The sequence below is a fragment of the Agathobaculum sp. TL06 genome (assembly GCF_054658635.1).
Map to the genome: position 1 here is coordinate 66,437 of NZ_BAAGGY010000001.1, position 13,115 is coordinate 79,551.

Annotated in this window: 10 protein-coding genes and 1 riboswitch; of the genes, 4 read left to right on the forward strand and 6 right to left on the reverse strand. The window is 57.1% G+C overall.

Features of this window, described 5'->3' with window-relative positions; genetic code table 11:
- Nucleotides 1-175: 175 nt before the first annotated feature.
- From dapB to asd, 3 genes are read right to left on the reverse strand one after another with little or no spacing between them, the layout of a single operon-like run.
- Nucleotides 176-943 carry a 4-hydroxy-tetrahydrodipicolinate reductase gene (gene dapB / locus ACYQ3S_RS00330; protein WP_459686800.1) on the reverse strand — a complete coding sequence of 256 codons (768 nt, stop codon included), beginning with the start codon at nt 941-943 and terminating at the stop codon, nt 176-178.
- Between the two features lie 20 nt (nt 944-963).
- Nucleotides 964-1,860 (reverse strand): 4-hydroxy-tetrahydrodipicolinate synthase, encoded by an 897-nt coding sequence (gene dapA / locus ACYQ3S_RS00335; RefSeq protein ID WP_459686801.1) that lies wholly within the window; start codon nt 1,858-1,860, stop codon nt 964-966.
- A 17-nt stretch (nt 1,861-1,877) separates the two neighbouring features.
- Entirely contained in the window at nt 1,878-2,960 is a 1,083-nt protein-coding gene (gene asd / locus ACYQ3S_RS00340) for an aspartate-semialdehyde dehydrogenase (protein WP_459686802.1), read from the reverse strand.
- Between the two features lie 132 nt (nt 2,961-3,092).
- Nucleotides 3,093-3,275: riboswitch (Lysine riboswitch) on the reverse strand.
- 89 nt (nt 3,276-3,364) lie between these two features.
- Here asd and ACYQ3S_RS00345 point away from each other — a divergent pair.
- Complete coding sequence (locus ACYQ3S_RS00345; RefSeq protein ID WP_459686803.1) at nt 3,365-5,026, forward strand: SpoIID/LytB domain-containing protein; 1,662 nt, start codon at nt 3,365-3,367, stop codon at nt 5,024-5,026.
- Between the two features lie 65 nt (nt 5,027-5,091).
- Nucleotides 5,092-6,117 (forward strand): tRNA preQ1(34) S-adenosylmethionine ribosyltransferase-isomerase QueA, encoded by a 1,026-nt coding sequence (gene queA, locus ACYQ3S_RS00350; protein ID WP_459686941.1) that lies wholly within the window; start codon nt 5,092-5,094, stop codon nt 6,115-6,117.
- A 54-nt stretch (nt 6,118-6,171) separates the two neighbouring features.
- On the opposite strand, the gene zwf is transcribed toward queA, so the two are convergent.
- From zwf to ACYQ3S_RS00365, 3 genes are read right to left on the reverse strand one after another with little or no spacing between them, the layout of a single operon-like run.
- Complete coding sequence (zwf, locus tag ACYQ3S_RS00355; RefSeq protein WP_459686804.1) at nt 6,172-7,566, reverse strand: glucose-6-phosphate dehydrogenase; 1,395 nt, start codon at nt 7,564-7,566, stop codon at nt 6,172-6,174.
- The gene (gndA, locus tag ACYQ3S_RS00360) at nt 7,563-8,975 is read right to left on the reverse strand and encodes an NADP-dependent phosphogluconate dehydrogenase (RefSeq protein ID WP_459686805.1); all 1,413 of its coding nucleotides are present in this window, start codon (nt 8,973-8,975) and stop codon (nt 7,563-7,565) included. Before gndA ends, zwf begins: the two co-directional genes overlap by 4 nt.
- Nucleotides 8,972-9,973 carry a lactonase family protein gene (locus ACYQ3S_RS00365; protein WP_459686806.1) on the reverse strand — a complete coding sequence of 334 codons (1,002 nt, stop codon included), beginning with the start codon at nt 9,971-9,973 and terminating at the stop codon, nt 8,972-8,974. Before ACYQ3S_RS00365 ends, gndA begins: the two co-directional genes overlap by 4 nt.
- Before the next feature lie 289 nt (nt 9,974-10,262).
- Between ACYQ3S_RS00365 and tgt the strand changes: the two genes are divergently transcribed.
- On the forward strand, nt 10,263-11,405 hold the full coding sequence (gene tgt, locus ACYQ3S_RS00370; RefSeq protein WP_459686807.1) for a tRNA guanosine(34) transglycosylase Tgt: 1,143 nt from the start codon (nt 10,263-10,265) through the stop codon (nt 11,403-11,405).
- A 91-nt stretch (nt 11,406-11,496) separates the two neighbouring features.
- Nucleotides 11,497-13,059 (forward strand): oligosaccharide flippase family protein, encoded by a 1,563-nt coding sequence (locus tag ACYQ3S_RS00375; protein WP_459686808.1) that lies wholly within the window; start codon nt 11,497-11,499, stop codon nt 13,057-13,059.
- Nucleotides 13,060-13,115 lie beyond the last annotated feature (56 nt).

Genomic DNA, 13,115 nt, shown 5'->3' on the forward strand with positions numbered 1-13,115 from the left:
TTGTCACGGTAACCGAACCAAATTAGTACGCGGTCACGGTACCAAATGCGGCAAAATACCGTAATTACTAAAATTTTGCCACAAAAACCCCTCTTACTTTCTCTCTCTTAAAAACAGAAAAGCCCAAAGGACAATGATACCTTTGGGCTTTTCTGTTTTACTTTTGCAGGGAATTTTAAATATTGCGGGCTGCAATCACATCGTCCATATCGTATATCCCGGGCTTTTGGCAGCCTGCCATAAAGGCGGCTGCATCAACAGCGCCAACCGCAAAAACCTCGCGGGAGAGGGCGGTATGCTTGATCTCGATGATTTCGTCCCGTCCGCAGAACAAAACGGTATGTTCGCCGACAATCGTACCGCCGCGGATTGCAGATATGCCGATTTCATGCGCAGGACGCTTTTCGCGGCGTTGATGGCGGTCGTACACATAGGTGGCGTCATAGGGAAGTGCTCCTGCCACGGCATCGGCAAGCATCAGAGCCGTGCCGGAGGGCGCGTCAAGCTTCTGGTTATGATGCTTTTCGATGATCTCCACATCATATTGATCGCCTAAAACCGAGGCGGCTTCGCGCAGGAGAGCGGTCATCAGGTTGATGCCGATCGACATATTGCCGGAGCGGAACACGGGGATTTTAGCCGCCGCGCCGCGGATCCGGTCGAGCTGCTCTCCGGTATGGCCGGTGGTGCAGATTACAACCGGAAGATGGTGCTTTTCACAATACGCCAGCAGATGTTCTGTGCTGGAAGCATTGGAGAAATCAATGATTACATCGCAGTCAACCGTACACTCAAAGGGGTCGGAAAAAACCGGAAAATCCGCATATTTTGCCGTATTGACATCAAAGCCGGCAACAATCTGCATTGTATCGCGGCTGGCGACAATATCGGCGATCACACGTCCCATCCGGCCGTTGCAGCCGGAAAGCGCGATTTTTAACATCTTTTCAAAACTCCTTTAATTTATAACTCGATCCGGCAGCCCACGGCCGCAAGCTCGCGCTGGATATAAGCGGTGTGCTCTTCGCTGGGCTCTACAAGCGGAAGGCGCAGCGGCCCGGGATTCCAGCCTAACAGCTCCATAGCCTTCTTGACAGGGATCGGGTTGACTTCACAAAACAATGCGTCGATCAGGTTATGGTACTTAAGCTGCATGGCAGCGGCCTCCGGATAGCGGTTTTCAAAGCACAGCTGCGTCAGGTCATGCGTTTCCTGCGGGGCAACGTTGGAAAGGACCGAGATGACGCCCTTGCCTCCCAGCGCCATCATGGGGACAATCTGGTCGTCATTGCCCGACCAGACGTTAAGGTCATCCCCGCATTTTGCCATGGTTTCGGCAAGAAGCGTAAAATTGCCGGATGCGGCCTTGATGCCATTGATGTTCGGATGCTTGGAAAGCTCAAGCAGCGTGTCTGCCGTAAAGCATACGCCGGTCCGGCTGGGAACGTTGTAGAGGATGATCGGCAGGTCGCAGCTGTCGGCAATCGCAGTGTAATGGGCGAGAAGGCCGCGCTGCGTCGTCTTGTTGTAATAAGGGGTAACGGAGAGGCCGCCTTCGGCGCCGCACTCCTTGGCAAACTTGGTCAGTTCGACTGCATAATCCGTGTGGTTCGAACCGACGCCGGCAATAACGGGAACCCTGTGGTTGACATACTCGCAGCACCAGGCGAGAACCTCGCGATGCTCCTTGTCGTGCAGGGCGGATGATTCGCCCGTTGTGCCGCAGACAATGATGGCGTCCGTGCCATGTGCGATCTGATAGTCGATGATGCGTCCAAATTCGTCATAATTTACCGCACCATTCGCCTTGAACGGCGTAATGATCGCAACACCGGCACCGGTAAAAACAGGCTTCTTCATAATTGTCATACTCCTCCTTATCGGTCCATATAGCCTTCGGCGCACAATAACTCGGCCATTAATACGGCACCGCCCGCTGCGCCGCGCAGGGTATTATGTGACAGGCTCACAAATTTATAGTCGTACAGGGCGTCCTCGCGCAGCCGGCCGATCGAAACGCCCATACCGTTCTCCAGATCGCGGTCGAGCCTGGTCTGGGGCCGGTCGTCCTCTTCGAAATAGGTCAGGAAATGCGCGGGGGCGGAGGGAAGCGCGAGTTCCTGCGCACGGCCCTGGTAGCCGCGCCAGCGCGCAATCATTTCTTCCTTGGAGGGTTTGTTTTTGAATTTGACAAAAGCCGCCGCCATATGACCGTCCGAGCATGCCACGCGCAGGCATTGTGCGGTGATAACAGGGGAGGAGGCAGGCTCGATATGGTCGCCTGCGACGCGGCCCCATACCTTCATCGGCTCTTTTTCACTTTTTTCTTCCTCGCCGCCGATGTAGGGAATGACGTTATCAACCATTTCCGGCCAGCTCTCAAAGGTTTTGCCCGCGCCGGAGATCGCCTGATAGGTGCAGACGGCAACCTCGGTCGGCTCAAAATCCAGCAGGGCAGAAAGGGCGGGTACATAGCTCTGAATCGAACAATTGGACTTGACTGCGATAAAGCCGCGCTTGGTCCCCAAGCGCTTGCGTTGCGCCGGAATGATCGCCGCATGCGCCGCGTTGATTTCCGGAATGATCATCGGCACATCGGGCGTCATGCGGTGAGCCGAATTGTTTGAGCAGACCGGACACTCCAGCTTTGCGTATTTTTCCTCCAGCGCGCGGATCTCATCCTTTTTCATGTCCACTGCGCAGAAAATAAAATCCACCTTGGCGGCGATCTCCTCCGCGTCTTCCGTTGCGTCGTACATCACCATGTCCTTGAACTTTTCCGGCATCGGCGCGGTCATCTTCCAGCGGCCCGCACAGGCTTCCTCATAAGTTTTGCCGCGGTTTCGGCCGGACGCCGCAAGCGCGGCGACCTCAAACCAGGGATGGTTTTCCAGCAGCAGGGAAAAACGCTGCCCGACCATGCCGGTCGCACCGACGATGCCAACTTTGTAATGCTTCATTTCCACATTGTCCTCCCCAAAATTACAAATCGTTGGATAATTTCCGCCAACACGGCAATAAAGAAAAAAACCGGTTGAAAAACCGGTATGATCTATACTATAATAGAAAAAGCGGACAATCCGTATTCTTCTAAAAAGGATAGCTCTCCACCGGCATTGCTGCTGATGACAGACGCAGGGATGTTTTCCTCGACGTCCAGCCCGCCCTGCCGCAACAAGGAGAAGGCTTCGGCGGCAGACCCTTTCTCGGCTGATCTAACGGGGTTACGGCCCCTTCCAGACGATACTGATGAAAACCGCGCCTCTATCGTAGTGACGGAATATACATATCGACTTTATTTTAGAATATGGTCTGTTATTTGTCAATAGAAGCCAGAAGAAATTAACAGGAGGACTTTAATGAAATGAACCGTATGAAAAAAATCCTATCCCTGCTGCTTTGCGTCACAGCGGTGACCGCCTGCTTCGCCGGCCTCCCCGCGTCAGCGGTCGATACCAATGTAACGCTGCGCGTCGGGCTTACCATCAGCGGGGAAAGCGCCTTTGCTGACCCAAAGCTGGAGAATGTGTCCGGCGAGGCGGCCGGCTACACGGTCGGCACGATGGACGGCACCACGTTTTCCGGCGGCACGGCTTTATCGGATACCCAGCTTACCGTGAAGCTGGTGAACGATGCCTTCCAGGTGTCGAACACGGCGAACGGCAAGGTCCTGTATACCTCGGCGGCGGGCGCGGACCATTTGGCCATCCGCCCGAACAGCGAGCTGACCTGGTTCAGGGGCTATCAGTGGCGCGGGGATTTTGTGTACAGGCGTTCCTCCGGCGGAAACCTGACTGTTATAAATTATGTTGGATTAGAGGATTATGTGAAGGGCGTTCTGCCGTACGAGATCGATCCGGAATGGCCGGAGGAAGCGCAGAAAGCGCAGGCGGTATGCGCACGGTCTTTCGCGCTGGGGACGCATAAGCATACGAGCGACGGGTACGACCTTTGCAATACCACAAACTGCCAGGTCTATCTGGGCGCCAATAAAGCGACCGCGGCCTCCGATGCGGCGGTGGACGCCACAAAGGGGGAATACCTGACCTATGAGGGAGAGCCGGTCATCGGGTATTTCTTTTCATCGGATGGCGGCGCGACCGAGGATGCCGCGAACGTCTGGGGCGGCGACTACCCTTACCTGAAAGGCAAGATCGATCCTTATGAGGAATACGACAGCTCGTGGAGCGTGACCCTCACCGCGGCGGAAGTGCAGAAAAAGCTGATAAGCGCCGGATACACGATCGGCACCGTGGCAAATGTGAAAGTCACCAAGCGGACCGCGACGGACAACGTCAATGAAGTGACGGTGACGGATACGGCCGGCAAACAGGTAACCATTGAGAAAGACGAGGTGCGCACGGTATTCGGTCTGGACAGCATCCGGTATACGATCACGCCCAACACCTCCAGCGCCGCGGCCGCCCTGCCGCAGCGCGCGAGCCTGAAGATCAGCCCCTCCACGCATAAGGTAACTGCGGATGGCAAGCCGGTCGAGCCGCAGGGCTATAATATCAATGACAACAACTACTATAAGCTGCGCGATATCGCCTACATATTGAACGGCACGGACAGCCAGTTCAATGTGGCATGGGACGGCAGGAACAACCGCATCGAGCTGACCAAAGGCGCGGCCTACCAAACGGTCGGCGGCGAAATGGCTGCGTCGGGTACGACCGCGGTCGAAAGCTGCACGCCCTCTGACTCCACGATCCTGCTGGACGGGAAGGAGATTTCCCTGACGGGCTACCGTGTCAATGGGAACAACTATTACAAGGTGCGTGACATAGGGGAGGCGTTGGGCTTCTCGGTGGGCTATGAAAACGAAACGGTTCTGATCCGCACCACGGAGGACGCGGAAGAGCAGGCTCCCGTTACGAATGCCGCGAGCTATACGTTTCAGGGCTCCGGCTGGGGCCATAGCGTGGGCATGAGCCAGTGGGGCGCCTATGCGATGGCCAAGCAGGGCTTTGACTATGAAGAAATACTCAAATTCTATTTTACCGGCGTTTCCGTTGCCGGATAAACGCGGAACAGACAGTAAAGGAGGAAGCAGCATGGGCGCTCCGCGCGGGCGTCCATGCTTTTATGATGAAAAAAAGCGATTTTTATTTTGATCTTCCGGAGCGGTTGATCGCACAGCATCCGCTGGAACAGCGTGACGCGTCCCGTCTGTTGGTGCTGGATCGGGCGGACGGGTCGGTCGCGCACCGGCATTTCCGCGAGCTGCTGGCCTATGTCGAGTCGGGGGACTGTATGGTGTTCAATAATTCCCGCGTGATTCCGGCGCGGCTGATGGGGCATGCGGTCGGGCATACGACGCCGATCGAGGTGCTGCTGTTGACGGATAAAGGCGAAGGGCTGTGGGAGTGCCTGACGCGGCCGGGGCGTAAGACGCGCGCCGGCGTGGAGCTGACCTTTGGGGATGGTATGCTCACCGCCACGGTCGAGGCCGTTCAACCGGACGGGAACCGCCTGATCCGGTTCCACCATGAAGGGATTTTCCTGGAAATACTGGACCGGCTCGGCACGATGCCGCTGCCGCCGTATATCAAGGAAAAGCTGGATGATCCGGAGCGGTATCAGACGGTTTATTCCAAAACGCCCGGCTCGGCCGCCGCGCCCACGGCAGGCCTCCATTTTACGCCGGAGCTGCTGGAGGCGTTGCGGGAAAAAGGGGTAAAGCTCGCCTTTGTCACGCTGCATGTTGGCTTGGGGACGTTCCGGCCTGTCAAGGAGGAGGAGATCACCGACCATGTGATGCACGCCGAATATTATATCATGGATGCGGAAAACGCTGGCCTAATCAACGGTACGCGGGATGCGGGCGGTAAGATCTGGGCGGTCGGCACGACCGCCTGCCGGACGCTGGAAACAATTGCGGATGAAAGCGGGCAGGTACGGCCCCAGTCGGGCTGGACGGATATTTTTATTTACCCGGGCTATCGGTTCAAGGCGGTCGATCACCTTGTGACAAACTTCCATTTGCCGGAGAGTACGCTGATGATGCTGATTTCCGCGTTCGCCACGCGGGAGATGGTGATGGATGCATACCGGCAGGCGATTGGCGAGGAATATCGATTCTTCTCGTTTGGCGATTCCATGCTTCTCTATTAAAATGGGTAAAGGAAAAGGAACAGCGCCGGCAGATGCCGACGCTGTTCCTTTATATCAGGTATTGAACCATGCGTGACCGAACCGTTCGAGCAGCCGGTCGGCCTGCGCGGGTCCGGAGGAACCCGCAAGATAGCTGACAAGGGGCAGCCCCGCTTCACGGTAGGCCGTGCGAAGCTGCTCGACGTATTCCCATCCGGTTTCGATCTGATCCCATTGGGAAAACCAGAAGTGTTCGCCGCGGATGCAGGCGCCGATCAGCCGCTCATACGCCTCAGGCGTGTTGATGCGGTTTTCCAGCAGACAGCTTTGGCAAAAATCCATCTTTGCCTGGGTGATATCAGTGGTATCGCCCGGTTTTTGGATATTGAACTGCAGATAGACGCCCTCGGTCGGCTGTATGCGGATGACAAGAACGTTATGCGCAACATCCGGACGGGGACGCCGGAATGTTACGACGACGTTCATCTCCCGCTCGCCCAGCTTTTTGCCTGTGCGGATATAGAACGGTGCGCCGCGCCAACGGTCATTGTCAATGAACAGACGCAAGGCGGCGTAGGTATCGGTCTGGGAATGGGCGTCCACCAGCTTTTCCTGCCGGTAGCCCTCATATTGGCCGAGGACAAGCGTATCCTTGATCGGCTCCTGGCCGACCGGACGCAGGGCGTGCAAAACCTTGAGCTGTTCCGCGTGCATATCCGAGCCGATATAATCGCTGGGCCTCTCCATCGCCACGATGGAGAGGATTTGGAACAAATGGTTCTGCACCATGTCTTTCATGGCGCCGGCTTCGTCATAATAGCCGCCGCGGGATTCGACGCCAACGTCCTCCAGCGCGGAGATCTGCACGGATTCAATGAAGCGCGCATCCCACAGGTTGGTAAAAATCGGATTGGAAAAGCGGATCGTTTCAATGTTGCGGACCATTTCCTTACCGAGATAATGGTCGATGCGGTAGATCTGGTCCGGAGAAAAAATCGTTTCCAGCCGGCGGTTTAAGTCTTTTGCCGCTTCGAGCGTTTCACCAAACGGCTTTTCCAGAATCACCTTGCCGCGGGAAGCGCCTGATACCGACGCCAGGCTTTCGGCGATCAGACCGAAAAAGCGGGGCGCGACCGCGAGGTAAAAAATGAATTCCTCGATGCCGCGCGCGCTGAAATAGTCATTCAGCCCCTGATAGGCGGCAGGGTCGGAGAAATCCATGCGGTAGTATGCGATGCGGGAAGCAAAGCGTCCGAACGCGCGGTCCGAGTAGGGCAGGCGCGCAAACTTCTGTACCCATTCGCGGGCAAGCGCACAGTACTGCTCGGTAGTATACTCCCGCCGCCCGATGATAATGATTTGATAATCCTCGGATTCTGCGCCGGAAATGCTTCCGTTGTAGAGTGCGGGCAGGAGTTTGCGGAAGGTCAGATCGCCAGTGCCGCCAAAAATAGTAAAGGCCTTGCTCATTCCGTTTTCCTCCATTCATGATGAAATGTTCCGGTGCGGTCGGTGCGCTCATAGGTGTGTGCGCCGAAGAAGTCGCGCTGCGCCTGGATGAGATTCGCGCCTGCATGCGGGGAACGGAACGCATCCAGATAGGAGAGCGCGCTTGTCATGGCGGGCAGGGGCAGGCCGGCCTGGATGCCCGAAACGGCCGCACTGCGCAGGCTTTGATGGTTTGCGGCAATTTTTTCGTGGAAAAAGCGGTCGAGCAGCAGGTTTTCGAGCAGCGGATCGCGCCGGAACGCGGCGGTGATATCGTTCAGAAAGTCCGCCTGAATGATGCAGCCGGCACGGAAAATAGCGGCGATCGTTCCGAGGTCAAGCGACCAGTGATAGCGTTCGGAAGCGTCCCGCAGCAGCGAAAAGCCCTGGGTGTAAGCGACGATCTTCGCGGCATAAAGCGCGCGGCGGACCTGTTCGGCAAAGGCTTTGCGGTCCTGCACCGGAGGAACTGCGTCCACCTCAAGCAGGCCGGCCGCCTTTTTGCGGATTTCCAGCGCATTGGACATGACGCGCGCGCCTGCCGCCGCTGTAATCATGGAAACATCCACGCCTTGGCGAAGCGATTCTATACTTGTCCAGCGTCCGGTGCCTTTTTGGGCCGCGCTGTCAAGAATATGGTCGATCAGGTCGCCGTCCGCAAGGTCGTCCCGCTCCCGAAAAATGTCCGCAGTGATGCCGACCAGAAAGCTTTTCAGCTCCGCCTGATTCCAGTCCGCATACAGCTCTGCAAGCGCAGCGTTGGAAAAACCGCCGCAATATTTGAGCAGCAGATAGCTTTCCGCGATAAGCTGCATATCGGCATATTCGATGCCGTTGTGGACCATTTTCACATAATGTCCGGCACCGTCCGGTCCGATATAGGCACAGCAGGGCATTTGCTCCGCAGTCGCCGCGATAGCTTCGAGAATAGGCTGCACCGCGGGATACGCGTCCGCATTGCCGCCCGGCATGATGGAGGGGCCGCGGCGGGCGCCCTCCTCGCCGCCGGAAATGCCGACGCCGAAGTATTGGATGCCTTTTTCGGAAAGCATCCGGCTTCTTCGGCGGGTGTCTTCAAAAAAGGAATTCCCCCCGTCAAGAAGGATATCGCCGGCGTCCAGCAGGGGGAGAAGCTGATCGATCACAGCGTCGACCGGCGCGCCCGCCTGGATCATCAGCATGACGCGGCGCGGCCGCTTGAGGGCGGAGACGAACGATTCCAGCGTATAAAACGGCATAAGGTTGGGATGCGGGTGTTCCTGCACCACCGCTTCCGTAACCGAACGGCTGCGGTTATAGCCGGCAACGCAAAAGCCGTGGTCAGCCATATTGAGCGCAAGACTGCGGCCCATAACGGAAAGTCCGATGATGCCGATATCACAAAGCTTCATTTTTCATGTTCCTTTCTTTCTTGGGCGTCAAAAACAATACTGACGCCCTGGTGGATGATTGTACGGCCGCGGGCCGCGCCGAGACGGCCGGTGGCGGAGTCGCGCGGGAAGCTGACCAGATCGCCGGAAAAGCGGTTTGCCGCAAGCAGCCAGCGTCCGTCCGGTGAGAGGGCGATATCACGCGGATGTTCGCCTCCGGAGGGAATGCGCTGAATGACCTGCAGTTTGCCGTCCCTTCGCTCCAAAACGACGATCTGGTCTGCGCCGCGCACCGAGATATACAGGAAACGGCGGTCCGGTGAAAGACGGATCGCGGCGGCTTCGTCTCGCGCGGGGTCGGGGGAGGCCAGCAGCGGGACACGCTGGAATAAGCGGAATTCTCCGTTTCCGCAGATATGGAAGCAGTAAAGGGAATTATCCTTTTGGGCGGCTACATACAGGGCTTGGGATGCTTCGTCCAAAACGGCGTGCCGCGGGCCGCTGCCCTGCGGAAAGAGGATCGTACCGCAGGGGGTGTGATCGGGGATATGGAACATGCGGATCTCGTCCAGTTCCATACAGGGAACCAGCAGCGTATCCGCGTGAAAGAGGACCTGATGGCAGCCCGCGCCGGACGCTATGGGTATTGTGTGCTGAAAAAACGGCCTCTTATCAGCAATCCGGTAAAAAGAGACCGTTCCGGCGTGAAAATTGGCGGTATACCCATACGTCTGATAGAACGCCGCATGGCAGCCCGCGCTTTCTTCGGTAAGCACTTCCGTCTGAAAGGGGTGGGCGGACTGGCGCAGGTCCGCCACAAAGAGTCCGGCCTTGCCTGCACGCCCTACGACCGACGCCAGCAAACCGTCCTGGCGTATGGCGAGGTATTTGGAGTCAGGCACGTCCAAAACGCAGTCCGCTCCCGTCAATTCACCGGATTCGGCGTCCAGGTAAAAGCGGTAAATCCCCTGCGAGCGGCTGGAATGGTAGGTACCGACATAGCCTGTAAAGCGCTCCATAAGCATTCTCCTTTGGTAAGCCTGAAGTAACTGCTGTTACTGTAATTGTATGGGTTGCGGATGAAAAAAACAAGTCAAAACGCAAACAATACCTAACAAAAAGCTGCCCATCAAATATCCTGGAATTGCTATAGTATACAATTCTGATAGAATTTTGTCAAAGCGTCGTGTTTGAGGCGGCAAAGCAGCCATTCAGAGAGGAAAAACGAATTATTTGCCGGCGCAACATTGAAACGGCTGGCGGTTTGTGGTAAAATAGACCCACTGCTTGAAAAGTAATGAGGGAATTATGAAAATAGGAACTTTTAACCTGCTCAAAACAGAGGGATACGCCCGAAGAGGGGAATTTTGCACCGCCCACGGTGTTGTGCAGACGCCGGTGTTCCAAAATGTCGGAACGGCCGGCGCGATCAAGGGCGCGGTTGATGCGTTTGACCTGAAAGCGCTCGGATGTCAAATCGAACTGTCCAACACCTATCATCTGCATGTGCGGCCGGGGGATCAGATCGTCAAGCAAATGGGCGGACTGCACCGCTTTATGCGTTGGGACGGCCCCATGCTGACCGATTCCGGCGGCTTTCAGGTGTTCTCTCTGGCCACGCTGCGCAAAATCAAGGAAGAGGGCGTGACGTTCCATTCGCATGTCGATGGGCGCAAGATTTTTATGGGACCGGAGGAAAGCATGCGGATCCAGTCGAACCTCGGCTCGGATATCGCAATGGCGTTTGATGAATGCATTGAAAATCCGGCGCCGCGTGAATACGTTAAGGACTCGATCGACCGGACAACCCGCTGGCTGCGGCGCTGTAAGGCAGAGCTTGTGCGGCTCAACAGCCTGCCGGATACGGTAAATCCGCAGCAGATGCTGTTCGGCATCAATCAGGGCGGCACCTATGACGACCTGCGCATCGAGCATATGCAGGCGATTGCGGAGCTTGACCTGCCCGGCTATGCGATTGGCGGCCTTGCGGTGGGCGAAAGCACCGAGGTCATGTATCACATCCTGGATGTGGTGCTGCCGCATGCGCCGGAAAACAAGCCGCGCTATCTGATGGGGGTCGGCACACCGTCCAACATCATTGAAAGTGTGGCGCGCGGCGTCGATTTCTTTGACTGCGTTATGCCGACCAGAAATGCACGGCACGGGCATCTGTTCACGCATAATGGTATTTTGAACATTATGAACGCAAAATATCAGACGGATGACCGGCCGATCGAGGAGGGCTGCGGCTGCCCGACCTGCCAGAGATTCAGCCGCGCCTATCTCCGCCACCTGCTCAAGAGCGGTGAAATGCTGTCCCAGCGTCTGCTGGTCATGCATAACCTGTGGTTCTATAACCATTTGATGCAGGAGATCCGTGATGCGCTCGATCAGGGTACATTTGCGGCGTTCCGCGCGGAATACAGCGAAAAAATGAGCAAAAGGATATAAGTGTACAGGGCCTTCTCCCGCGCGGAGAAGGCCTTTTCTTTCATATCCACGCATAGCGCGGCATAGCCTTAAAGTGAAATGGGGTCATGCCGTGCGGATTCAGAAAAAAACGATTCTATATGCAGCCGGAATCCTTGCCTGCGGCAATTTGGCGCTGCAGGCGCTGGGATTCCTTTATCGCGTTATCCTCAGCCACTTTGCCGGCGCGGAGGGGCTTGGCGTCTACCGCTTGGTCAATTCCGCCTATCTGGTGCTCAATGCCGGCTGCCTTTCCGGCGTGACCATGGCCTGCTCCCGTCTGAGCGCGGCCAGTGAGGCAAGGGGGGAGCGCGGAAAAATCGGTGCGGTCCTCCGGCTGGCGTTCACGGTTTTTTTTACCCTGTGCGCGCTCTGCGCGGCGGTTGTCCTGCTTTTCGGAAACCGGATTGCGGCCGGATGGCTGGGGGATATCCGGTGTGCCAAGGCGTTCCCGTTCGTTCTTTTGTGCCTCGCGCTGACCGGTGTGGAAAATATCTTCAAGTCCCTGTTTATCGGCCTGGAGCAAATGCAGTTTACCGCCTACTCCGAGGTCGGGGAGCAGCTGATCCGGATCCTTTCGGTCGGCATCCTGCTGTATGAATATCAGGGAGAGGATTACGGAACGATCGCCATGCTGATTTTTGCCGGCATGGTGGTGAGCGAGGTGTTCAGCGCCCTGTTCCTGACCCGCCTGTTCCGAAAAAACATAGCGGCCGGGCAGCGCGCCGGAAGGCTGGACGCCGCGACGGGCAAGCAGTTTTTCTTTATCGCGCTGCCGCTCTCCGCATCGGCTCTGATCGGCAATATCATCAGCTCGGCCGGCTCGGTCCTGCTGCCGCAGCGGCTGATGGTGGCCGGCCTGACCTATGAACAGGCGCTCTCGGCGCTCGGCGTGATCTCCGGCATGGCGATGCCCCTGCTGCTGCTTCCGGTGGCGCTGGTCAGCTCGGTCTGCACTGCTCTGCTTCCGGCGGTCACCGCAGCGCAGGCGGTTGGAAATACCAGGCGCGTACAGGCGCTGATCGGCAGGTCGGTTTCCACCGTCGGCCTGATCGCGCTGCCTGCTACAGCGGTGCTGGTTCCGCTCGCGCCGCAGTTGAGCGAGTTCTTCTTTGGCCAGCCGTTGACGGCCGGTTATGTGGCTCTGCTGGGGGCGGTCGCAATCGTCAGTTACTATCAGATGTCGTCCGGCAGCCTGTTGAACGCGCTCGGACTGCAGCATTTGAATGTGGTCACGGCAGTCAGCGCGGAGCTGGTCCAGCTCTGCCTGATGTATCGCTGGTGCGCACGGCCGACGCTCGGCATATACGGTTATCTGCTCGCTATGCTGCTGACCAGCGCAGGGGCGTTCCTGATCAATTTCTGCATCCTGCAGCGGCATACCGGCTTTGCGGTTCGGCCGCTGCGCCGCTTTGGGGTGCCGCTGTTATGCGGCGCTACCCTGTTTGGCTGGACACGGGTTTTCTATTCCGTCCTGCAAGCGTATCTGGCGAACGATATCGCTGCGCTGGCTGTGACCGTGTGCGGCGCGGGGCTTCTGTATGTCGTTATGCTGCGGCTGCTGGGGATACGGCTGCTCCGATATCTGTCCCGCAGAATCGAAAAGCCGCAGCTGCCGCGCCTTTGTATGTGGTGACAGCCTTGACAAAATGCCCCTGAACGGATAAGATTAAGTACAACAGAACGGCTCCT

Bases quoted from the DNA above. Each gene is read 5' to 3' on its own strand.
- dapB (WP_459686800.1), bottom strand. From the start codon at position 943: ATGTTAAAAATCGCGCTTTCCGGCTGCAACGGCCGGATGGGACGTGTG.
- dapA (WP_459686801.1), bottom strand. From the start codon at position 1,860: ATGAAGAAGCCTGTTTTTACCGGTGCCGGTGTTGCGATCATTACGCCG.
- asd (WP_459686802.1), bottom strand. From the start codon at position 2,960: ATGAAGCATTACAAAGTTGGCATCGTCGGTGCGACCGGCATGGTCGGG.
- ACYQ3S_RS00345 (WP_459686803.1), top strand. From the start codon at position 3,365: ATGAACCGTATGAAAAAAATCCTATCCCTGCTGCTTTGCGTCACAGCG.
- queA (WP_459686941.1), top strand. From the start codon at position 5,092: ATGAAAAAAAGCGATTTTTATTTTGATCTTCCGGAGCGGTTGATCGCA.
- zwf (WP_459686804.1), bottom strand. From the start codon at position 7,566: ATGAGCAAGGCCTTTACTATTTTTGGCGGCACTGGCGATCTGACCTTC.
- gndA (WP_459686805.1), bottom strand. From the start codon at position 8,975: ATGAAGCTTTGTGATATCGGCATCATCGGACTTTCCGTTATGGGCCGC.
- ACYQ3S_RS00365 (WP_459686806.1), bottom strand. From the start codon at position 9,973: ATGGAGCGCTTTACAGGCTATGTCGGTACCTACCATTCCAGCCGCTCG.
- tgt (WP_459686807.1), top strand. From the start codon at position 10,263: ATGAAAATAGGAACTTTTAACCTGCTCAAAACAGAGGGATACGCCCGA.